Source organism: Kolteria novifilia (assembly GCA_007748055.1).
Classification (GTDB): domain Bacteria; phylum Planctomycetota; class Planctomycetia; order Kolteriales; family Kolteriaceae; genus Kolteria; species Kolteria novifilia.
On the sequence record CP036279.1, the window covers coordinates 1,310,919 to 1,329,718 of the forward strand.

The 18,800-nt window shown below is 60.6% G+C and carries 28 protein-coding genes and 1 tRNA gene; 23 read left to right on the plus strand and 6 right to left on the minus strand.

Annotated elements, in window-relative coordinates; translation table 11 throughout:
- Nucleotides 1–33: 33 nt before the first annotated feature.
- The 19 genes from rplB to map all read left to right on the plus strand — a co-directional run bounded on the left by rplB (nucleotide 34) and on the right by map (nucleotide 10,277).
- Nucleotides 34–897, plus strand: a complete 864-nt coding sequence (gene rplB, locus Pan216_RS04800) for a 50S ribosomal protein L2 (RefSeq protein ID WP_145255577.1) — start codon at nucleotides 34–36, stop codon at nucleotides 895–897.
- 124 nt (nucleotides 898–1,021) lie between these two features.
- Nucleotides 1,022–1,285 carry a 30S ribosomal protein S19 gene (rpsS, locus tag Pan216_RS04805; RefSeq protein ID WP_145255580.1) on the plus strand — a complete coding sequence of 88 codons (264 nt, stop codon included), beginning with the start codon at nucleotides 1,022–1,024 and terminating at the stop codon, nucleotides 1,283–1,285.
- 72 nt (nucleotides 1,286–1,357) lie between these two features.
- A tRNA-Met gene (locus Pan216_RS04810) sits at nucleotides 1,358–1,430 on the plus strand.
- Between the two features lie 21 nt (nucleotides 1,431–1,451).
- Nucleotides 1,452–1,784: a 50S ribosomal protein L22 gene (rplV, locus tag Pan216_RS04815; protein WP_145255582.1), complete on the plus strand. Its 333-nt coding sequence runs from the start codon at nucleotides 1,452–1,454 to the stop codon at nucleotides 1,782–1,784.
- Nucleotides 1,785–1,810: 26 nt separating this feature from the next.
- A complete protein-coding gene (rpsC, locus tag Pan216_RS04820; protein ID WP_145255584.1) occupies nucleotides 1,811–2,509 on the plus strand; it encodes a 30S ribosomal protein S3 in 699 nt (232 codons plus the stop codon).
- Nucleotides 2,448–2,867 (plus strand): 50S ribosomal protein L16, encoded by a 420-nt coding sequence (gene rplP / locus Pan216_RS04825; RefSeq protein WP_145255586.1) that lies wholly within the window; start codon nucleotides 2,448–2,450, stop codon nucleotides 2,865–2,867. The genes rpsC and rplP overlap by 62 nt, the downstream gene beginning before the upstream one ends.
- A gap of 28 nt (nucleotides 2,868–2,895) precedes the next feature.
- On the plus strand, nucleotides 2,896–3,129 hold the full coding sequence (gene rpmC, locus Pan216_RS04830) for a 50S ribosomal protein L29 (RefSeq protein WP_145255589.1): 234 nt from the start codon (nucleotides 2,896–2,898) through the stop codon (nucleotides 3,127–3,129).
- Nucleotides 3,129–3,452 (plus strand): 30S ribosomal protein S17, encoded by a 324-nt coding sequence (rpsQ, locus tag Pan216_RS04835; RefSeq protein ID WP_145255592.1) that lies wholly within the window; start codon nucleotides 3,129–3,131, stop codon nucleotides 3,450–3,452. Before rpmC ends, rpsQ begins: the two co-directional genes overlap by 1 nt.
- Nucleotides 3,453–3,534: 82 nt before the next feature.
- Nucleotides 3,535–3,903, plus strand: coding sequence for a 50S ribosomal protein L14 (gene rplN / locus Pan216_RS04840; RefSeq protein WP_145255595.1), 369 nt, complete (start codon nucleotides 3,535–3,537; stop codon nucleotides 3,901–3,903).
- Complete coding sequence (gene rplX / locus Pan216_RS04845; protein ID WP_145255598.1) at nucleotides 3,903–4,298, plus strand: 50S ribosomal protein L24; 396 nt, start codon at nucleotides 3,903–3,905, stop codon at nucleotides 4,296–4,298. The genes rplN and rplX overlap by 1 nt, the downstream gene beginning before the upstream one ends.
- Nucleotides 4,299–4,301: 3 nt before the next feature.
- Nucleotides 4,302–4,853, plus strand: coding sequence for a 50S ribosomal protein L5 (gene rplE, locus Pan216_RS04850; protein WP_145255601.1), 552 nt, complete (start codon nucleotides 4,302–4,304; stop codon nucleotides 4,851–4,853).
- Between the two features lie 16 nt (nucleotides 4,854–4,869).
- Entirely contained in the window at nucleotides 4,870–5,055 is a 186-nt protein-coding gene (locus Pan216_RS04855) for a type Z 30S ribosomal protein S14 (protein WP_145255604.1), read from the plus strand.
- A gap of 7 nt (nucleotides 5,056–5,062) precedes the next feature.
- On the plus strand, nucleotides 5,063–5,458 hold the full coding sequence (gene rpsH / locus Pan216_RS04860) for a 30S ribosomal protein S8 (RefSeq protein WP_145255607.1): 396 nt from the start codon (nucleotides 5,063–5,065) through the stop codon (nucleotides 5,456–5,458).
- Nucleotides 5,459–5,528: 70 nt separating this feature from the next.
- Nucleotides 5,529–6,074 (plus strand): 50S ribosomal protein L6, encoded by a 546-nt coding sequence (gene rplF / locus Pan216_RS04865; RefSeq protein ID WP_145255610.1) that lies wholly within the window; start codon nucleotides 5,529–5,531, stop codon nucleotides 6,072–6,074.
- Between the two features lie 12 nt (nucleotides 6,075–6,086).
- Nucleotides 6,087–6,455, plus strand: a complete 369-nt coding sequence (rplR, locus tag Pan216_RS04870) for a 50S ribosomal protein L18 (RefSeq protein WP_145255614.1) — start codon at nucleotides 6,087–6,089, stop codon at nucleotides 6,453–6,455.
- A gap of 72 nt (nucleotides 6,456–6,527) precedes the next feature.
- A complete protein-coding gene (gene rpsE / locus Pan216_RS04875; RefSeq protein WP_145255617.1) occupies nucleotides 6,528–7,046 on the plus strand; it encodes a 30S ribosomal protein S5 in 519 nt (172 codons plus the stop codon).
- Nucleotides 7,046–7,555, plus strand: coding sequence for a 50S ribosomal protein L15 (gene rplO, locus Pan216_RS04880; RefSeq protein WP_145255620.1), 510 nt, complete (start codon nucleotides 7,046–7,048; stop codon nucleotides 7,553–7,555). Before rpsE ends, rplO begins: the two co-directional genes overlap by 1 nt.
- 310 nt (nucleotides 7,556–7,865) lie before the next feature.
- On the plus strand, nucleotides 7,866–9,212 hold the full coding sequence (gene secY / locus Pan216_RS04885) for a preprotein translocase subunit SecY (protein ID WP_145255623.1): 1,347 nt from the start codon (nucleotides 7,866–7,868) through the stop codon (nucleotides 9,210–9,212).
- Nucleotides 9,213–9,488: 276 nt separating this feature from the next.
- Nucleotides 9,489–10,277, plus strand: a complete 789-nt coding sequence (map, locus tag Pan216_RS04890) for a type I methionyl aminopeptidase (RefSeq protein WP_419193265.1) — start codon at nucleotides 9,489–9,491, stop codon at nucleotides 10,275–10,277.
- Between the two features lie 349 nt (nucleotides 10,278–10,626).
- Here the strand turns inward: map and Pan216_RS04895 are convergent, their stop codons facing one another.
- The 6 genes from Pan216_RS04895 to rpmJ form a co-directional block, all read right to left on the minus strand.
- Nucleotides 10,627–11,379, minus strand: coding sequence for a putative metallopeptidase (locus Pan216_RS04895; protein ID WP_419193266.1), 753 nt, complete (start codon nucleotides 11,377–11,379; stop codon nucleotides 10,627–10,629).
- Nucleotides 11,380–12,004: 625 nt separating this feature from the next.
- Nucleotides 12,005–12,517: a 50S ribosomal protein L17 gene (gene rplQ / locus Pan216_RS04900; protein ID WP_145255626.1), complete on the minus strand. Its 513-nt coding sequence runs from the start codon at nucleotides 12,515–12,517 to the stop codon at nucleotides 12,005–12,007.
- A 77-nt stretch (nucleotides 12,518–12,594) separates the two neighbouring features.
- Nucleotides 12,595–13,599, minus strand: coding sequence for a DNA-directed RNA polymerase subunit alpha (locus Pan216_RS04905; RefSeq protein WP_145255629.1), 1,005 nt, complete (start codon nucleotides 13,597–13,599; stop codon nucleotides 12,595–12,597).
- 234 nt (nucleotides 13,600–13,833) lie between these two features.
- Nucleotides 13,834–14,214 (minus strand): 30S ribosomal protein S11, encoded by a 381-nt coding sequence (gene rpsK, locus Pan216_RS04910; protein ID WP_145255632.1) that lies wholly within the window; start codon nucleotides 14,212–14,214, stop codon nucleotides 13,834–13,836.
- Between the two features lie 135 nt (nucleotides 14,215–14,349).
- Nucleotides 14,350–14,733, minus strand: a complete 384-nt coding sequence (gene rpsM, locus Pan216_RS04915; RefSeq protein ID WP_145255635.1) for a 30S ribosomal protein S13 — start codon at nucleotides 14,731–14,733, stop codon at nucleotides 14,350–14,352.
- Between the two features lie 3 nt (nucleotides 14,734–14,736).
- On the minus strand, nucleotides 14,737–14,850 hold the full coding sequence (rpmJ, locus tag Pan216_RS04920; protein WP_145255638.1) for a 50S ribosomal protein L36: 114 nt from the start codon (nucleotides 14,848–14,850) through the stop codon (nucleotides 14,737–14,739).
- A 360-nt stretch (nucleotides 14,851–15,210) separates the two neighbouring features.
- Between rpmJ and Pan216_RS04925 the strand changes: the two genes are divergently transcribed.
- From Pan216_RS04925 to Pan216_RS04940, 4 genes are all read left to right on the plus strand, one after another.
- Complete coding sequence (locus Pan216_RS04925) at nucleotides 15,211–15,996, plus strand: metal ABC transporter ATP-binding protein (RefSeq protein WP_145255640.1); 786 nt, start codon at nucleotides 15,211–15,213, stop codon at nucleotides 15,994–15,996.
- On the plus strand, nucleotides 15,996–16,952 hold the full coding sequence (locus Pan216_RS04930; RefSeq protein ID WP_145255643.1) for a metal ABC transporter permease: 957 nt from the start codon (nucleotides 15,996–15,998) through the stop codon (nucleotides 16,950–16,952). The genes Pan216_RS04925 and Pan216_RS04930 overlap by 1 nt, the downstream gene beginning before the upstream one ends.
- Before the next feature lie 444 nt (nucleotides 16,953–17,396).
- Nucleotides 17,397–17,636: a hypothetical protein gene (locus Pan216_RS04935; RefSeq protein ID WP_145255646.1), complete on the plus strand. Its 240-nt coding sequence runs from the start codon at nucleotides 17,397–17,399 to the stop codon at nucleotides 17,634–17,636.
- A 136-nt stretch (nucleotides 17,637–17,772) separates the two neighbouring features.
- Nucleotides 17,773–18,708, plus strand: coding sequence for a hypothetical protein (locus tag Pan216_RS04940; RefSeq protein ID WP_145255649.1), 936 nt, complete (start codon nucleotides 17,773–17,775; stop codon nucleotides 18,706–18,708).
- The last annotated feature ends 92 nt before the right edge of the window (nucleotides 18,709–18,800 follow it).

Here is an 18,800-nt window from a genome sequence, read left to right on the forward strand (position 1 = left end):
CGACGCTGTTGCCGGTAAGGGAGAGGTGTTCTCGTGGGAATTCGTCGCTACAAGGCTACAAGCCCCGGTCGACGGCACGGGACGGTCAGTGATTTCGCGGAAATCACGGATCGCAAGAAGAAGCCGGAAAAATCGCTGTTGCGCCCGCTCCACAAGAAGGGTGGACGTAACAACCAGGGTGTGACGACGGTCAGGTTTCGTGGTGGTGGACACAAGCGTCGCTACCGCTTGATCGACTTCAAGCGTCGCAAGGATGATGTGGTCGGGACGGTTACTCATATCGAGTACGATCCCAACCGCAGTGCGAGAATCGCGTTGGTGCAGTACGCCGACGGCGAGAAGCGCTACATCCTGGCCCCGACCGGCCTCGTTGCCGGCATGACGGTGCAGAGTGGAGAAAAGGTCGAGGCGAAGGTCGGTAACTCGATGCCCCTCTCTTCGATTCCGCTCGGCATGGAGATTCACGCGGTGGAGTTGGTTCCCGGAAAGGGGGCTCAACTCGGCCGCAGCGCGGGCACGGGCGTCGTCCTGAACGCTCGCGAGAAGGACTGGGCGCAAATCACGCTTCCCAGCGGCGAAGTTCGCCGTGTCAGCGCGAAGTGTCGGGCGACAATCGGTGCGGTCGGCAATGCCGAGCACATGAACATCAAGCTCGGCAAGGCTGGGCGGAAGCGTTGGCTCGGAAAGCGTCCGCACGTTCGCGGCGTTGCCCAGAACCCGGTTTGCCATCCGATGGGTGGTGGTGAAGGTCGCTCGTCGGGTGGTCGTCATCCCTGTAGCCCGACCGGCGTGCCGGCCAAGGGTGGCAACACGCGGAAACGTCGTAAGACGTCGAATCGCGCGATCATCCGCCGTCGCAAGACGGTGCGTTACGGGCAAAAGATCTTGCCGCAGTAGTGGCGAAAGGGCCCCCTCGCGAGTGGGTGGCCGTCGTGGAGAGGTGCCGGCGCGGTTATCGGAATCGGGCTGGCTGGAAAGCGAAAGATGCGGCACAAGATTTGGCGGGATTGGTTGGAAAACCATGAGTAGATCACTAAAAAAAGGCCCTTACGTCGATCCCAAGCTCTTGCAGCGAGTACTCGCTCAGGGCGTGTCCGGTCGAGAGCCGATCAAGACCTGGCGGCGTGCCTGTACGATCGTTCCCGAGTTTGTGGGCCACACCTTCCTCGTTCACAACGGTCGCGCTCACATCAAAGTCTTCGTCACCGAAGACATGGTGGGGCACAAGTTGGGCGAGTTTGCTCCTACGAGAACCTTCAAGGGGCATTCAGGCGCTAGACGGTAAAGAATCAATTGCGAGGCGGCGGTCGTCACTTCGGCCGTCGCTGTTTCATTCATTGGGAAGCAAGGAAACAATCCCGGCGTGGAGCAGTGGTTAGCTCGCCAGGCTCATAACCTGGAGGTCGCAGGTTCGAATCCTGCCGCCGGAATTTCGAGGCAATGGTGGAATTATGGCGTATCGGGCTAGTCATCGTTTTGCTGACATCGCGCCGACCAAGGTGCGTCCGGTCGCTGATTTGATTCGCCATCAGCCCGTGTACCAGGCGCTCGACACGTTGCGGTTCATGCCGAATCGTGGCGCCCGGATGTTGGAGAAGGTGCTCAAGAGTGCCCTGGCGAACGCCGAGGATGGCGGGGCCCGGGGGCTTGAGGAGATGGTGGTCGTCGACGCTCATGTCGACGAGGGACCGCGAATGAAGCGGATTCGTCCGCGGGCTCGTGGCTCGGCCTTTGGGATCCTCAAGCGGATGTCACACATTCACGTGGCGATCGACGCTCGCTGATTCCGAACAAATTCAGGATAAGCACTATGGGTCAGAAGGTAAGGCCGACCGGCTTTCGTATTGGCATCTTCGAGGACTGGTCTTCTCGTTGGTACGCCGGCAAGGCAGATTTCGCCGACTTACTTGTCGAGGACCAAAAGGTCCGTCGATTCGTCAAGGAGCGGTACGGCAAAGCGGGAATTCCTCGGATTGAGATCGAGCGGACGCGGGACGAGGTGAAGGTCATTCTTCACACCGCGCGTCCGGGTATTATCATCGGTCGGAAAGGCACCGAGGTAGAGCGGCTTCAGAATGAACTTCAGGAGCTGACCGGGCGGCGGATCAACATCAAAATTCTTGAGTTGAGCCGGCCGGAGATTGATGCCCAGTTGGTCGCGGAAGATATCGCGGAGCAACTCGAGCGACGCTCGAGTTTCCGTCGCACGATGAAGCGGGCGATGGACGCGGTGATGGACGCGGGCGGCAAAGGGGTGAAGATTAATTTGGCCGGTCGACTTGGCGGGGCGGAAATGGCTCGCCGGGAGACAGTGCTGAAGGGCTCGGTGCCGCTGGCGACGCTGAGGGCCAAGATCAGCTACGGCTTCACGGAGGCCAAGACGCCGCAGGGCCATATCGGCATCAAGGTCTGGATCAACCAGGGCTTTTACGACGTGGAGAGCGGCGATGCCTCTGATGCCCAAGCGGGTGAAGTACCGCAAAAGTCAAAGAGGAAGAGTAAAAGGTAATGCTCAGCGCGGCAACACGGTCTGCTTCGGCGACTGGGGTCTGCAAGCGCTCGAGCCGGCTTGGCTGAGTGCGGCGAATATCGAGGCAGGACGTATCTCCTGCTCGAAGTTCGTCCGTGGCGAAGGCAAGCTCTACATTCGAGTCTTCCCGCACAAGTCGATCACCTCGATTCCCTTGGAAACCCGAATGGGTAAGGGTAAGGGTGAGCCCGACTTCTGGGCGGCGGTGATTCGGCCGGGGCAAATCATCTACGAGGTTGCCGGCTTGCCGAAAGAGGCGGCGATGGAGTGCTTCCATCGGGTCGCGCACAAGATGCCGTTCAAGTGTCGGATGATCGGACGGCGCCAGACATTCTAGGGTGACGAGCGGAGTTGGAGTCGACGCGATGAAAGCGTACGAGATCAGGCAGATGAGCGACGAGCAGCTCGCGGATAGTCTTCGCGACATCTGTCAGCAGCAGTTTCAGCTCCGGTTTCAGGCGACGACGGAGAAGCTTGAGTCGCCAATGGAAATCAAGAAGCTTCGGCGTGATATCGCTCGAATCAAGACCATTCAACGCGAACGCGAGTTGAATGCGAGCAGTGAAGCGAGTGTCGAGGCCGGGGGCGAGGAACAGTAATGCAGGCTGCCGAACGTAAACTACGTAAGACGCTCGTGGGTCAAGTCACCAGCGCCAAGATGGACAAGACCCGACGCGTGGAAGTGTTGCGCCTGGCCAAGCACCCCAAGTACGGCAAGTTTCTCCGCCGTCGAACGGTGTGCCACGTGCACGATGAAAAGAATGCGTCGCAAGAGGGTGATCGCGTCGAGATCATGGAGACGCGTCCCCTGTCGAAGACGAAGCGGTGGCGGTTGGTGCGAGTGGTCTCGTCGGTGGACGAGGGGCTCGAGTCGGTCGCGACAGACGATAGCGGTGCGGACGAAGGCAGCGCGGATAGTTAGCGCTCGATCGGCGAAGCGGCCGCTTGGGGTGGTTTCCCGGTGGCGATAGGCGGGTTCGTCGGTCCAAAAGGATACGGGCGTCATGATTCAGCAAGAAACATTCCTGGACGTCGCCGACAATACCGGCGCGAAGCAGGTCAAGTGCATCAAGGTGCTTGGCGGCTCGCGACGACGGTATGCCGGAATCGGTGACGTGATTGTCGCCAGCGTCCGCAAGGCGCTGCCGGGCAGCGATGTCAAAGTCGGCGATGTCATCAAGGGTGTCGTCGTGCGGACGCGGCAAGCGACGCGTCGGGCCGATGGCAGCTACGTTCGGTTCGACAAGAACGCCGTGGTCATCATCGACAATGATCGCAATCCCAAGGGGACGCGTATCTTCGGGGCGGTGGCACGTGAGCTTCGCGACTTGAAGTTCAGCAAGATCATTAGCTTGGCTCCGGAGGTGGTCTGATGAAGATTCGTCGTGGCGACATGGTTGAAGTGATTGCCGGCGGCGACACGCGCTCGGGACAACGCGTCACCGGACGCGTCCTGCGGGTCATTCCGGAAGAGAACAAGGTCGTGGTCGAGGGCATCAACAAGGTCCTCAAGCACGTGCGGCGCAGCCAGCAGAACCCGCGCGGCGGACGGCTCTCGGTCGAGATGCCGATCAATGCGTCCAACGTGATGTACTACAACCCCGAGCTGGGTCGTGGCGTCCGCACCGGAGTGCGGGTCAACGAGCGGGGCGATAAGGTGTTGTTTTGCCGTTCGTCGGGAAAAGAGCTGCGGGTCTTGCGCCCGGCGGAGCTCATGAACCGGGTGAAGGGCGAGAAGAAACAAGCTGGCTCCGAGGGAGAGGCGTAAGCGATGGTCACGCGGCTTATTGACCGCTACGAGAACGAGCTCCTCCCCCGTCTTCAAGAGAAGACCGGTCGGAAGAACCGATTGGCGCTGCCTCGGCTGTCGAAGGTGGTGATCAGCATGGGGATGGGCCGCGCGGCGACTCAGGGCGAGAAGTCCCGGATGGAAGAGGCGATCAAGCATCTGACCTTGATCTCCGGGCAGATGCCGATTGTCACCGTCGCCCGGAAGTCGGTCGCCGGATTTCGGCTCCGCGAGGGAATGAAGGTCGGCTTGAAGGTGACGCTTCGCGGCCGGCGGATGTACGAGTTTATCGATCGGTTGATCAACGTGGCGCTGCCGCGGGTGCGTGACTTCCGCGGGATCAGCACGAAGAGCTTTGACGGTCACGGCAACTACAGCATGGGCCTGACCGAGCAAACGATCTTCCCCGAGATCAACCTCGATCACCTGCAGTTCACGCAGGGAATGAACATCAACTTCGTCATCGACAACGCGTCGGATGACGAGGCACTCGAATTGTTGCGTGGGCTGGGAATGCCCTTTCGGGAAAACTGACGGGAGATAGTCGGGTATGGCCAGCACGTCAAAGATCGTTAAGTCAAAGAGGCCGCCGAAGTTTTCGACGCGGCTCAATCGGCGTTGCCGGTTGTGCGGGCGTCCGCGGGCGGTTTATCGGAAGTTCGGCATTTGTCGGATCTGCTTCCGTGACCTGGCGAGCGATGGGCTGATCCCCGGCGTCAAGAAAGCGAGTTGGTGATAGCGCCATGATGACCGATCCGATCGCCGACATGTTGACTCGTATCCGCAATGCCGTTCGTAACGAAGCGGTTGCGGTCGATGTCCCTTACTCGAAGATGAAGCACGAGATCTGCAAGGTCTTCGTCGAGGAAGGGTATGTCGTCAAGTTCGAGATTATCGAGCGGGAGCCCCAGGGCATCCTGCGGCTGCAATTGCGTTATGGCCTTGATGGCGAGCACGTGATTCAGTCGATCCGCCGAATCAGCAACCCAGGCCGGCGGATCTACCGCGGTTCAAAGGAGTTGCGCCCGATTCTCGGCGGTCTTGGAATCACGGTGTTGAGTACCAGCCATGGAATCATGAGCGACCGACAGGCACGCGTTCGCAATGTCGGCGGCGAGGTTCTCTGCGAGGTCTACTGAGTGGGGCGGTGGCCCTCAAACAAGACAAGTCCCGTGATTGCCTCTGGGCGTGCGGGTTAGGGTAACGACGATGTCGCGACTAGGAAAAAAGCCGGTAGCCGTCCCGTCGGGCGTGAAGGTGTCGATCGCCGGATCGAATGTCTCGGTCGAAGGACCGAAAGGCAAGCTCGATCTCGAGGTTCGTGACGCCATCACGGTGAAGGAAGAGGGCGGCCATCTCATCTGTGATCGAGAAGGCAATGAGCGGTCGGCGCGTGCGTTGCACGGGCTCTACCGCAGTCTACTCTCGAACATGGTCGAGGGGGTGACGAAGGGCTTCGAGAAGAAGCTGCAGATCGTCGGCGTCGGCTACACGGCGACGCTCGAGGGCACGCATCTCGCGTTGAACGTTGGCTACTGCAACACGGTGAAGGTGCCCGTTCCCGAGGATGTGACGGTGAACCTGCCGGACGCGACCCACATCGTGGTGTCGGGACCGAACAAGCAGTCGGTGGGTCAGTTCGCGGCGAACGTTCGCAAGGTTCGCAAGCCGGAGCCCTACAAGGGTACCGGGATTCGCTACGAAGACGAACAAGTGCGTCGCAAGGCCGGTAAGGCCTTCGGCAGTGGCGGCTAGGATTAGAGAACCATGGTTCAACGCGCAACGATCAATGAGCAACGGGCCCGCCGCAAGGGTCATGTCCGTCGGATCATTCGGGGCACGTCGGCGCGTCCGCGTCTGACGGTGCATCGTAGCTTGCGTCATATCTCGGCGCAGGTGATCGACGACGAGAAGGGGCTGACGCTGGCGGCCGCGTCGACGCAGCAGAAGGACGTCGCCGAGGGATTGGACTCGACGGCGGACAAGGCGGCGGCGGCGAAAGTCGGCAAGCTCGTCGCCGAGCGAGCCAAGTCCGCGGGAGTCGAGGCGGTCTGCTTCGATCGCGGGCACTGCAAGTATCATGGTCGCGTTGCCGCCTTGGCGGATGCGGCTCGGGAAAGCGGATTGTCGTTTTAGTCCGCTGAGGAAAGAGGAATCAACCGCGCGTGGGCCGAGAGATGCCCGGGCGTGGGATGAGGCGAGGCGATCGTGGCACAAGAACGACGAGGTCGAGGCGGACGCGGCGGAGACGGCCGCAACAAGGATTCCGACGCCTTCGAATCGGTGGTGCAGATCAAGCGCTGTGCCGCGGTGGTCAAGGGCGGCCGGCGTTTCAGCTTCAACGCGCTAGTCGTCGTTGGGGATCGCAAGGGAAAAGTCGCCTTTGGCTACGGCAAGGCGAAGGAAGTTCCCCCGGCGGTCGAGAAGGCGGTCAAGAGCGCCCACAAGGCGCTCGCGAAGATCCCGCTTCGCGGCAAGACGATCCCTCACAAGATCATCGGCCGCTACGGCGCGGCTCGGGTCATCATGCTTCCCGCCGCTCCTGGTACGGGCGTCATCGCCGGTCGGGGTGTTCGGGATGTGATGGTGGCTTGTGGAGTTACCGATGTACTGACCAAGTGCATGGGATCCACCAACCCGGTCAATGTGGTCAAGGCGACCATCAACGGGCTCAAGCAGATGCGGACCCGCGATGAAGTTGCCGAACTGAGGGGAGTGACCCTCTAATGGATTTGAAAGCGGTCCACGAAGGCATCCAGAAGTTCAAGCGCCGAAAGCGAATCGGTCGCGGCCCCGGTAGTAAGAAGGGCCGCACCGCGACCAAAGGTAACAAAGGTCAGTACTCGCGTTCCGGCGACAATCCCTCCCTCCTCAAAGAGGGTGGGCAGATGCCTCTCTATCGTCGTCTGCCGAAACGGGGCTTCAACAACAAGTGGAAGCTCGTTTTCGCGGTCGTCAATGTCGTCGATCTGGAGAACTTCGAGGAAGGCGAGATCGTCTCCCTTGAGGCCCTCACCGAGTCTGGGTTGACGAAGCGTCCCCACGACCGGGTGAAGATTCTCGGTGACGGTGAGTTGGCCAAGAGGCTTGAGGTGCACGCCCACAGCTTCAGCAAGAGTGCCAAGGAAAAGATCGAGAAGGCCGGCGGCACCTGTGTCGTGGTCGAAGGTCCGCACTCGGGTCCGAAGATTCGCAACAAGATGCGGCCCAGAAAGCCCAAGAACGCGGAAGCGTAATCCTATGGAGTCGAAGACGAAGGGAACTCGTCCTCTTACTCCCCACCACCTCTCTCATGCACGGCCTGACGGCGCGATCGAGCGAGCGTCGGGCCGGGTCATCGTCGGCTTGCCTTCGATTCAACTTCCGTTCATAGGTAGCGATAGCGGCGACGGGGTGACCGAGTTGACTGGGTTCAACGAGGTCAGTCCGTTTGGTCGTGCGCGGCGGACGAAACGCCGCTTGACAAGCTTTCTTACCTTATCCAAGATGCCTGCAGCCATGGACTTGGCACGCCCGAGACAGTAGGGCCAGCCGAAGGACTCTTTGATGAGCAAACTCATTACGATCTTCAAGATTCCGGAACTCCGGAACAAGATTCTCTTCACGCTTGGGATGCTGGCCATTTATCGGCTCGGATTCTGGGTGCCACTGCCTATCGTCGACCAAGTCGCGCTGCAGGCATGGGCCGAGCGGACGATGGGGGGCAATCTGCAGTCGCTCTTCAACCAGTTGGCGCTCTTCAGCGGAACCAACCTGTCGACGAGTACGATCTTCGGGTTGGGAATCATGCCCTATATCTCGGCGTCGATCATCTTGCAGCTTCTGGCGAGTGTCATTCCCGCCCTGGAGAAGCTGCAAAAGGAGGGCGAATCGGGGCGAAAGAAGATCAACGAGTACACGCGGTATCTCACCGTCGCCATCTGTCTGGTACAGAGCTGGATCTGGGTTCGCCTGATGATGTCGCAAGGGGGGGAGATGCGGGTCGTCAATCCAAACTACGACGGCTTCTATTACATCTTCGTCTCGGTCATCACGATGACGGCGGGAACGGTCTTTCTGATGTGGATCGGTGAGCAGATCGACGAGTACGGCATCGGCAACGGCATCAGCCTGATCATCATGGCGGGAATCGTCGGCCGTCTTCCCAACGCTCTGGCGAAGCTTTCGCTCGAGATCCGCGAGCTGGCGATCGCCCCGCAACGGGGCATCGGGGTGGAGAAGCTGATCCTTCTTGCGATCCTGTTCGTCTTCGTGGTCGTTGGCGTCGTGCTCATCACGCAAGGCCAACGTCGGATCCCGACCCAGTCGGCGAAACACGTTCGCGGCCGGCGCGTGTATGGCGGCAATCGCCAGTACCTTCCGTTGCGGGTCAATCAAGCGGGCGTCATGCCGGTCATCTTCGCCAGCAGTCTCTTGATGTTCCCTTCGATCGTGCTCGCCTATCTCGCCCAGTGGGTCAATTGGCCGCCGCTCGACATGTTGCGGAACTCCTTTAGCGGGCAGGGTTTCTTCTACATTGTCTGCTACATCGGGCTGATCTACTTCTTCTGCTACTTCTGGACGGCGATCACCTTCAACCCGAAGGACATGGCCAACAACCTGAAGGATCATGGGAGTTTCATCCCGGGATATCGTCCGGGGAAACGGACAGCCGACTATCTTGAACGGGTGATGCTGCGTATCACCTACGTGGGGGCGGCATTTCTCGCGGTGGTAGCGATTATTCCGCAGATGGTGTCGACCTCGCTTGGCGTTCCCTACGAGGTGGCGAGCTTCTTTGGCGGGACCGGGCTGCTGATTATCATCAGTGTGGCTTTGGATCTCGTACAGAAGATCGACAGTCACCTGATCATGAGAAATTACGACAGTCTGCTGGGAACAGCTCAGAACTAGTCCACGGTCGAACGTCCACCTTCTGGGTGACGGTTACGCAACGCATGCTCACTGGCTGAAATGCGGCCAGTGGCGCCCGAGAGTTGGGTCTCCACGAAACCCTGCGAGAGGTGATCGGACGGAAGTCCGGTGCGATCGATGGTATCCTATGTCGGCGGGGCGACCTTTCGGCTTGGTGAACCATGATCAAGCGAGCTCGTCACGAAGAGGGCGACCGAAGGGTTGCCGCGGCAGACACACACAAAGCAATTCGCATCACGCGAGAGGAGTAGGCCGGTGCTCAGGCAACGCGTTCATCTAAAGACCGCCGAACAGATTGCCAAGATGCACAAGGCCGGTCAGCTCGTGGCGAGTTGCCTCGTGGCGGTCAAGAAAGCGGTCAAGCCGGGGGTCACCACGGGAGAACTCGACGCGATCGTCGAGCAGATGTTCGCCGAACGCGAAGCTCAGTCGCTCTTCAAGGGCTATCCGGGCAAGACACCCTTCCCCGCCGTGACGTGCATCAGCGTCAACGAGGAGGTCGTCCACGGAATCCCGGGTGATCGGGTGCTCCAGGAAGGCGATCTCGTCTCCGTTGACACGGGATGCCGTCTGGAGGGCTGGTGCGGCGATTCGGCGATCACCATTCCGGTGGGAGAGCTTTCCGCCGACAAGCAGCGGCTTTGGGATGTTGCCGAGGAGACGCTCGCGACCGCGATCCGCGAAGTCGGACGGCAGAAGAAGTGGTCGCAAGTGGCGATGCGGATGCAAGAGGTCGTCCACCAAGCCGGCTACTCCATCGTCGAGCAGTTCGTCGGTCACGGCATCGGGCAGTCGATGCACGAAGAGCCGCAGGTACCCAACTACGTCGCCCGCAATTGGATGAAGCACGATTTCTGGCTCGACGAAGGGCTGGTGATCGCGATCGAGCCGATGGTCAACATGGGCGGAAAGGCGGTCCGGATCCGCAGGGACCACTGGACCGTCGAAACGGTCGATCAATTGCCCAGCGTTCACGTGGAGCACACCGTGGCGATTACCGCGGACGGTCCCAAGGTTCTCACCGCACGCGACGAGTTCGAATAAGTCGCCTGTCGGTTCACCCACCTCTTCTCAAGCGTGCCGAATCAACCGGGGGACTCTTCGCCAATCCCTCGGCACGGTAGCATTTCCCTGATCGTCATCCATGACTTCATCGTTCGCTTGCGCGGTGCGGCTTGACGCCTTGCTTGCGTCTCCCGGACGAGACGTCCCGGTGTGCGGTGATGCGGAGACCATCCGCCTTCCATGTCGCATGAGAACTCGCACTTCCATCGTGAGGCAAGTTGTTGAATCACAGGTTTGTCGCGCATGCCCACGCAAGCGTGGGCATGACACCCATGAACCTGAAGGAAACTGCATCGAGCCGGGACATCGTCGGTGGGAGATCGGCTGACTAGATCCGCGTGCGATGCCGGCGGGCCTTGGATGTCGGGATGAGCTTCGGTGAGGGGATGTTGACGCCGACGATCTCGCCGTATTGCTCCTTCAGTCCCGCGCAGGAAAGACGCAGGAAGTCGTAAAGCACGTGGGGCGGCCGCGTGGAGAGGTACTCACGACCAAGCTCGGCCATGTACTTGTCGTAGCGGCGTTGCGAACCGTTGTGTACGGAGTTGGTTCCGTCGAAGCGGCGAATGTCCCCGCTAAAGTCCGGGCCGATGTGGTAGAGCTCGTGCAGAACAGTGATCAACTTCTCATCGAACGACTGGTTGAGGAACCGGGGCAGGTAGAAGGAGAGGACGTATTTGAGTTCGACTTCGCCGACGAAGACCTTTTGGACAATGTACTCGAATCCACGCCGGACTTGCGTTTGCTCGCCATCCTGAAAGCGGAGCGGAATCAGCTTGGCTTGTAGTCCTCCCAAGCGGCGATTGCGGCAGCGCGCGAAGGTGACCAGCACCCGCCGCATGTCGATGTGACGGAATTCGTCCATGCGGGTGGTGATGTCGGAACAGAGGCGCGAGATGTGCCTGGAAAAGTGGAAGGGTCCTTTCTCTCGCGGGAGCTCCAGCGCATAGGGGTAGGCCTGGTCGGCGATGCGATGGCGATTGGTCGAGTCGGTGACTCGCGCAACCCCTTTGACGTTGGATTGCCAGAGCACCGCGGGTTCCAAGTAGACTTCCGTTTCCACGTTTGGCCGTTGTTTCATTGGTCCATATCCTCCCTCGGACCATGTCGCGATTGTCACTGGAGTTTGGAACGGCGAAGCTGCCGAGAGTTGGGTCGTCCGGACTCCGAAGATCCCCTTCGGGGGTTTTCCGTCGTGGTCGGCTCGGACGCGATCGGCGCCGAGGCGACTGGAACACCAGCGACAACGTTGATTCCGAACATGCGATGTTACCGCGGAGTGACAACGTCACGCGAACACCAATGAACCGGTATCCAGCAGATCGTGCTAGAAGCGTTGGCGAGTGCCAACCGATTCATGGGAAGTGTATGAGCGAACACTCACCCGTGCAAAAGTGTACCACGGAAGAATCCGCATCAATAGTTTCCCAAAGAAAAAAACGGAAGAGGCGAGCGAGGCTCTCGCGGACTTGGAAACGGCTGTTTGGCGAGGTGAAAGTCGCTGAACTCGTGGTCGGCGGTTGGCCGCTCCCGCCTTTCGCGGGCGGAAGCCGTTGGACAGGCTTCGCCGATGAGACGGATGGCTCGAACTCTCGGGCAGACGATCTGTCCCGAAGATGGATCACTCTTGGCTCAATGGCAGTCGAAGAGCGGCTCGGGCACTGGCTCACAAGGAGCCAGTGTCACCCCAAGAGTTGGAAAGTGCTTTACTCGTCTTCGGAGACGACGGGAGCGGGCGCCGGAGCGGCTTCCTTGGCGGCATCCTCGTTGGCCGCGAGCAGCTCAATGAACGCGACGGGAGCAGCGTCACCGAGTCGGCGCTTGGTTCGCTTGAGAATCCGGGTGTAACCACCGGGACGCGTCTGGAAGCGGGGGCCGATTTCGTTCATGAGCTTGTCGACGACGTTGATGACATCGTCACCGACGACGATCCGCTTCTTGCCGCCGAGGATCGACATGATCCGACGGCGAGCGTGCAGCGCCTTGGCCTTGGAGACCCGAGCATCCTCGCCCGATTGGCTGGCGGCTTGTTCGAGCGCGGCGGAGCCCTTGCGGGCGATCGTGATGATCCGCTCGGCGAACGGGCGCAGTTCCTTGGCCTTGGGGACCGTGGTGTTGATGCGCTCGTGGACGAAGAGACTGCACGCCAAGTTCCGCTTGGTGGCCAACAAGTGAGACGGCGAACGGTTGAGCCGGCGTCCCTTAATCAAGTGTCTCATGACGGCTGAATCCTTGTCACTGGTGATGGGCGCGCCGACGCGGGGCACGCGACCATGCTCTTAATCTCCGACGCGGTTTAGTCCTGCGCCGTTTGCGGCAAACTCATGCCGAGATGAAGGTTGAACTTCTTGAGCTTCTCCCGAACCTCGCGAAGCGTCGTTTCTCCAAAGTTGCGGACCTGCAAGAGACGCTCCTCGTCGCGGCTGAGCAGTTCGCGAACGGTGGTGATCCCTTCGGATTCGAGGCAGTTGGTGGCCCGAACGGAGAGCTCGAGTTCGGCGAGGCTCATGTTCAGCTTCGCCTCGAACTCGGGATCGACGTACTCTTGCTGCTTGGTGAACGGGGCGCTCTCGGGGTCGATCGGCACTTCCGGGCCGGGCTCGGAGTACTGGACAAAGGGATTGAGGTGCTTGCGAAGAATCTTCGCGGCCTCGACGAGCGCCATTTCGGGCGTGATCGTTCCGTTGGTCCAGATGTCGAGATTCAAGCGGTCGTAGTTGGTCTTTTGACCAATCCGCGCTTCCTCGATCTTGTAGGTCACCCGGTGAACCGGCGAGAAGGCCGAGTCGATCGGAATGACGCCGATCTCCTGGTCGCCGTGATCGGCTTCCTCGGTCGGGACATAGCCGCGGCCATTGTTGACGGTCATCTCCATCGAGAAGTGAACGTCGTCGGTCATCGTCGCGATCACGTGCTCGGGGTCGATGACTTCGACCGACTCGTCGTGCATGATGTCGGCGGCGGTGACGACACCCGCTTCGGAGCGGTCGATGCGGATCGTCTTCTCTTCGTCGGTGTGATTCTTGAGCACGAGGCTCTTGATGTTCAGGATGATCTCGGTGACGTCCTCGACGACGCCCGGGATGGTGCTGAACTCGTGCTGAACGCCCGCGATCTTGACCCTGGTGACGGCACTTCCTTCGAGGCTCGCGAGCAGGACGCGACGCAGGCTATTGCCAATCGTGGTGCCGAAGCCACGCTCGAAGGGTTCGACCGTGAACTTACCGTAGGTGTCGGTAAGGGTTTCCCGGTCGGAAACGATAATGCTCGGCAGCTCCAGACCGCGCCAGCGAATTCGCATCGGTGTTAATCTCCCAATCCCAGAGCGACCAGATCATGTTGACGTAGGGAAGGCAGAGCGACGCTTCTGCTTCCGGATGGACTCGCCCGACGAAGGCTGTGGATTCGTCAGTCGTTGTGTGAGCTTCACTGTCATACGGAAACGCGGATTCGCGGCCGTATCCCCGGGGCGGGGCGGAGCTAGATCGCCGCCCAGTCCACCCGGTGTGATCGTCCCGATCCGCGAAGGTGGTGCCTAGACGCGGCGCTTCTTCCGCGGGCGGCAACCGTTGTGAGGAAGCGGGGTGACGTCCTCAATGGCGCGAATCTGAAGGTTCGCTTGGCTGAGAGCCTGGATGGCCGACTCGCGACCGCTGCCGGGGCCCTTGACGCGAACTTCGACTTCGCGGATGCCGAACTTGATCGCCCGTTCGGCACAGATCTCGGCCGCCCGCTGCGCGGCGAACGGCGTGCTCTTGCGGCTTCCCTTGAAGCCGGTGGAGCCGGCGGAACTCCAGGTCAACACGTCGCCGTTGCGATCGGTGACGGTGACGATGGTGTTGTTGAACGTGCTGACGATATGCACGACCCCGTGCGTTACGTTGCGACGCGTCTTCTTCTTCTTGCTCTTCGCCACGCGAAAACCTCGGTATTGCGGGAGGTAGTGATGTTCCAAAGGTGAAGGGTCGCTGCCCGAATTCAAGCGGCGACCCTATCGGAATGTTGTTCGTCGATCCAAGCGAATGAAGGGGAGAGTGGAAGGCGTCCCTCGTTAGCGGAGGTCCTTCACGCCCTTCTTTCCGGCGACCGTTTTCTTCGGACCCTTGCGGGTACGCGAGTTGGTTCGGGTGCGCTGTCCCCGACAGGGAAGGCTGCGGCGATGCCGCAATCCGCGATAGCAGCCGATTTCCTTGAGTCGGTTAATGTCCTGTTGGACCGTCCGGCGGAGTTGACCTTCGACGACGTATTCCGTGTCGAGTAGCGACGCGATGCGAGCAAGTTCCTCGTCGGTCAGCTCTCGAGCGGGCTTGGCGGCGTCAATGCTGGCCTTTTGGCAGATCTCCTTGGAGACGTGCGAGCCAATGCCCTGCAACGTCTGGAGCGCAATGTCGACGCGTTTGTTGGTCGGAATGTCAATACCGAGAAGACGAGGCATCCCTTATCCTTGCCGCTGCTTGTGTCGTGGGTTTGTGCAAATGATGTAGACCGTCCCCTTGCGGCGGATGATCTTACAGTTTTCGCAGATCCGTTTGACGCTGCTTCGTACTTTCATCGCTCTTCCTTTCGGCAGACGAGCAAAGCATCCCCACGAGAGGATCCTCGGCTGCGCGATCCAAACGGATAACCTACTGGTTCGCCTCCCTGTCGGCAAGGTTGGCGATTGGATCGGTCGGGTTTTTTACGAAGAATCGACGCGCGCGGCACGAAGGTTGCCAATGAGTTTTCGCGATTTCGTCGATGACGACCCATGCCTCGCAGGGAGAGGAGCCCCGTGAATCCCCTTCCGACGGGCCCCGACGATTTCCGCAAACCTTTCTTTTCATTCCCCGTACCTTCCCATAGGGTGTAGATCCGATCTCTTCACGAAGGCGGCCCGAGCGAGGGTTCCCGCCGATCCTTTGGAGGCTCTTCGTTGTCTTCGACAGCCGCCGACCCGACCGAGCCCCACTCCATGGGCTCGCAAGCGGCCATCACGTTGGAGAACGTCTCCGTTCGGCAGCAGGGAGTCCGGATCCTCGAATCGGTCACGACCCAGATCCCCGCGCGGCAGGTGACCGCCATCATCGGTCCCAACGGCGGCGGCAAGACGACCCTGCTGCGGGCGATCCTCCGGCTCATTCCCTTTTCCGGCTCAATCTCCTTTACCGAGCCAAACGCCCGCATCGGCTACGTCCCCCAGCGGCTCGAATTCGACCGCGGGGCGCCGATCACGGTGCGCGACTTTCTCGTCATGCCCAGGCAACGCGTCCCCCTCTGGTTCGGCGTCTCGCGCCAGCGCCGGGAGCGGGCCGTCGAGTTCCTCCGACAGGTCCGGGCGGAGCATTTGCTGATGCGGCCCCTGGGGAAGCTCTCCGGCGGGGAGCTGCAGCGGGTCCAGTTGGCCCAGGCTCTCCAGGAGGAGCCGTCGATCGTGCTCCTCGACGAACCGGTTTCCGGCGTCGACGTCGCGGGCGAGCAGCTCTTTTGCGAGTTGCTCGAGCAGGTCAGCCAGGTTCGCCGGTTGACGATGATCATGGTGACGCATGATTTGGCGGTGGTGTCGCGCTATGCCTCTCACGTCATCTGCATCAACCGCCGCGTCCAACGAGAAGGTCATCCTCGTGAGGTCGTGACCGCCGATTCGCTCGCGACGATCTATGGGGCGACGGGCCTCGATCGCGCCGACGCGGCGACGTTTGCGGAAGGGGATCGGCGCTGATGCAGGCTTGGTGGCAACACTTCGCGGCGTTCTGGTCCGCTTGCGCCGAGGCGGTCATCGCCCCGCTGTGCGACGCGTTGGCGTTTCTCGTTCCGATCGATGCTTTTCAGGAGTTCGACTTCCTGCAGCGGGCGCTGCTCGGCATGGTGCTCATCGCGCCGCTTTGCTCGACGGTCGGCATCCAGGTCGTCAATTTTCGGCTCGCCTTCTTCGCCGAGGCGATTGGTCACTCGGCCTTCACGGGGCTCGCGGTGGGGGTGCTCCTTTCGCTATTCCCCGTCTTCGAGGGGATGAACCCTCTGCCGGCGATGTTGTTCTTCGGGGTCGCGGTCGCGCTGAGCATCACCGCCTACCGCCGCTCATCGGATCTCTCGAGTGATGTCGTGATCGGCGTCTTTCAGTCCGCGGTGATCGCCCTGGGGCTCTTCATCATCAGCTACCTGCTCGAAAACCGCGTCGTCCGCGCCGGGGCGGTCAACTTCGACACCTTCCTCTTCGGCAACGTCGTGACCATCAGCAACAGTGAGCTTCTGGCGCTTCTGCTTTTCTCGATCGCCGCGATGGTCGTTCAGGGGTTCGCCTACAACCGGCTCATGGTGATTGGTCTCAATGCGGACATGGCCCGGACCATGGGGATTCGCGTCGCGATCTACGAGTACTGTTACGCGGCGTTGCTCGCGGCGATCGTCATGTTCGCGATCAAGGCGATCGGCGTACTGCTGATTACCGCGATGCTGGTGATTCCGGCCGCATCGGCACGCAACTTCGCCCGATCGGCATGTAGCGTCTTTTGGTGGGGATTGCTGGTAGCGCTCAGCAGCACCATCGGCGGGCTCATCGTCTCCGAGCGGTTCGCGACGGCAACCGGTTCGACGACCATCCTCGTCGCGGTCGTTTGGTTTGTCGTCAGCAATGTCGTCGTTCGTCTGCGAAACTTGACCGCTTCTTCTCGCTGAATATTATCGGGAAAACAGTCAGGATGGCTAGCTGTTATGTTACAGTGGCTTAGCTTGACGCTCTGGTGGTGTGTCGCTGAAATCTGCTGCGGCAGGCGGAGCATCCGATTTCATCAGCGCGAATATTCCTTTCGGGCGATCTTTCTCCGTCAGCAGCGCGAACGAGTCTCTTGGCTCGCGTGTCCCTTCCAGCGACGACCTGACTGACGCCATCTTTCGATTGATCGACGAGTCTCGAAGGTTCCCTGGGGCCGACGCCAAGATTGGCGATTGGTGAACGAATGCCCCTTGACAGGCCATTGAGTGAGCCGTTCGCGAACCGCAACGCGGACCTGGCCCAAGGGAACTCGATGTGGAAGCGCGTCGAGCCTCCGCAGATAAGAGTCTTGGCACTCTTCGGAGGCCAAGGGTGCGCCCCCGTCCTCATCGTGGAAAGGAGTAGAGATGTCGACCGCTCAAACGGTGCGAGATTCGCAGGGCATGATTGTCCTCCACCATACGGGTGACATCCGCGATGCCGTTCGGGAGACTTACCGCCGAATCGCCAAATCGGACGCCGTTCCCGACTATGTCGCGGAATGGACGTTCGACAACCTCGAACTCTTCGCCCAGGACGTGGGCTACGCGATGGGTGTTTCCTCGCTCGGTGACGATGTCACCGTCGTCTTGACTCGGACCAACTGAACCGAATACAGCGGGAGAAGAAGACTCAGGGTCCTCCCAACGGGCTTGATGGCCGATCGGGCCCATTTGCCGATCGCAGACGCGACGCATACCGTTCCCTCGAGGGGCCAATGGTCGTTCCAGGGAAGGGGAGCCCGTGAACGCAGTTGTCTACATGCTCGCAATCGTCCTTCCGCTCGGCGCCGCGCCCAGTGCTGACTCGGAAGGGCTCGATCCGAATCAGCAACGCGTCAAAACCTTTCTCGAACACTTTCCTCCCGCCAGCGAGATTCCCGGCGCCGCGATCGTCTATCGCGAGGACGAACGTCGGGTCCGCATCACCCAGCATTGTCTCGTTCACATCCGCGACATGCACGGTTCCGCCGGCATGTCTCCCGTGGTCGAACGCGTCACCCGCGCGGTGCAGCAAGACGTGCGCTCGATTCTCGAGTACTTCATGGATGATCCCGACGTCCAGCTGCGAGAGGTCTACAAGGAAGGGGTCACGCGCGAAAACGAGGCGGCGATCAATCGCGGCGAGATGGCTCCGACGAGCATCGGGCTTGCCGGGCAGCGGCCCGGAGAGCGTTCCCCCAAGCTTCCCGCCCCAAGCGACGACGAGCGAGAGGGACGCCGAGCGCTCACGGGGAATGAGGTCTTCCGGCTGTCGGGTGTCTTTCCCCTTCATCGCCAGCGGGGCCTGAAGCTCAACGCGGCCGAGCTCAAAGCCACCAACAGCGCCGCGATGCGCTCGATTCTCGACTACCGCCGGAAGAGGCCCGGAAAGCGATTTGACACCAAGCGGACCAGGATCATCAGTTCGACCCGAGAGTCGATCCTGCTTCAGTTGATCGCTCACAATCGCGACCCAATCGCCTTTGTCGTCTTCGGCGGAGCGCACGACTGGGCCCAGCAGGTCGCCCTTTGGAACCGAAAGCATCCGGACGACACGTTCACGCTGATCGAGATCACGCCGAAGGCCTACTACGACTACTACGTGCGCGGCCGGTTGCCGAGAGAGACCACGCGCGCCGAATCGACCAAGAGGGATCGAGCCGCCGCCAAGGAGGCGTCCGTGACCAGCGAGGAGTAGTCGTACGACCAGAGCGTTCGCGTGGAATGGTGACGAACGCGACCAGAACCTGGTCCTGGATGATTGACGCGGTTTCTCGCGCGTTCCCTGTT

What these genes read in the sequence shown, in the direction of transcription:
- Pan216_RS04905 (WP_145255629.1), bottom strand. Translation starts at nt 13,599, where the DNA reads ATGCGAATTCGCTGGCGCGGTCTGGAGCTGCCGAGCATTATCGTTTCC.
- rplR (WP_145255614.1), top strand. Translation starts at nt 6,087, where the DNA reads ATGGTTCAACGCGCAACGATCAATGAGCAACGGGCCCGCCGCAAGGGT.
- Pan216_RS04855 (WP_145255604.1), top strand. Translation starts at nt 4,870, where the DNA reads ATGGCCAGCACGTCAAAGATCGTTAAGTCAAAGAGGCCGCCGAAGTTT.
- rplF (WP_145255610.1), top strand. Translation starts at nt 5,529, where the DNA reads ATGTCGCGACTAGGAAAAAAGCCGGTAGCCGTCCCGTCGGGCGTGAAG.
- rplQ (WP_145255626.1), bottom strand. Translation starts at nt 12,517, where the DNA reads ATGAGACACTTGATTAAGGGACGCCGGCTCAACCGTTCGCCGTCTCAC.
- Pan216_RS04895 (WP_419193266.1), bottom strand. Translation starts at nt 11,379, where the DNA reads ATGAAACAACGGCCAAACGTGGAAACGGAAGTCTACTTGGAACCCGCG.
- rpsQ (WP_145255592.1), top strand. Translation starts at nt 3,129, where the DNA reads ATGCAGGCTGCCGAACGTAAACTACGTAAGACGCTCGTGGGTCAAGTC.
- rpsS (WP_145255580.1), top strand. Translation starts at nt 1,022, where the DNA reads ATGAGTAGATCACTAAAAAAAGGCCCTTACGTCGATCCCAAGCTCTTG.
- rplX (WP_145255598.1), top strand. Translation starts at nt 3,903, where the DNA reads ATGAAGATTCGTCGTGGCGACATGGTTGAAGTGATTGCCGGCGGCGAC.
- rplN (WP_145255595.1), top strand. Translation starts at nt 3,535, where the DNA reads ATGATTCAGCAAGAAACATTCCTGGACGTCGCCGACAATACCGGCGCG.
- secY (WP_145255623.1), top strand. Translation starts at nt 7,866, where the DNA reads ATGAGCAAACTCATTACGATCTTCAAGATTCCGGAACTCCGGAACAAG.
- rplE (WP_145255601.1), top strand. Translation starts at nt 4,302, where the DNA reads ATGGTCACGCGGCTTATTGACCGCTACGAGAACGAGCTCCTCCCCCGT.
- Pan216_RS04935 (WP_145255646.1), top strand. Translation starts at nt 17,397, where the DNA reads ATGTCGACCGCTCAAACGGTGCGAGATTCGCAGGGCATGATTGTCCTC.
- rpsC (WP_145255584.1), top strand. Translation starts at nt 1,811, where the DNA reads ATGGGTCAGAAGGTAAGGCCGACCGGCTTTCGTATTGGCATCTTCGAG.
- rpmC (WP_145255589.1), top strand. Translation starts at nt 2,896, where the DNA reads ATGAAAGCGTACGAGATCAGGCAGATGAGCGACGAGCAGCTCGCGGAT.
- rpsH (WP_145255607.1), top strand. Translation starts at nt 5,063, where the DNA reads ATGATGACCGATCCGATCGCCGACATGTTGACTCGTATCCGCAATGCC.
- rpmJ (WP_145255638.1), bottom strand. Translation starts at nt 14,850, where the DNA reads ATGAAAGTACGAAGCAGCGTCAAACGGATCTGCGAAAACTGTAAGATC.
- rplV (WP_145255582.1), top strand. Translation starts at nt 1,452, where the DNA reads ATGGCGTATCGGGCTAGTCATCGTTTTGCTGACATCGCGCCGACCAAG.
- rplP (WP_145255586.1), top strand. Translation starts at nt 2,448, where the DNA reads ATGCCTCTGATGCCCAAGCGGGTGAAGTACCGCAAAAGTCAAAGAGGA.
- rplO (WP_145255620.1), top strand. Translation starts at nt 7,046, where the DNA reads ATGGATTTGAAAGCGGTCCACGAAGGCATCCAGAAGTTCAAGCGCCGA.
- Pan216_RS04930 (WP_145255643.1), top strand. Translation starts at nt 15,996, where the DNA reads ATGCAGGCTTGGTGGCAACACTTCGCGGCGTTCTGGTCCGCTTGCGCC.
- rpsM (WP_145255635.1), bottom strand. Translation starts at nt 14,733, where the DNA reads ATGCCTCGTCTTCTCGGTATTGACATTCCGACCAACAAACGCGTCGAC.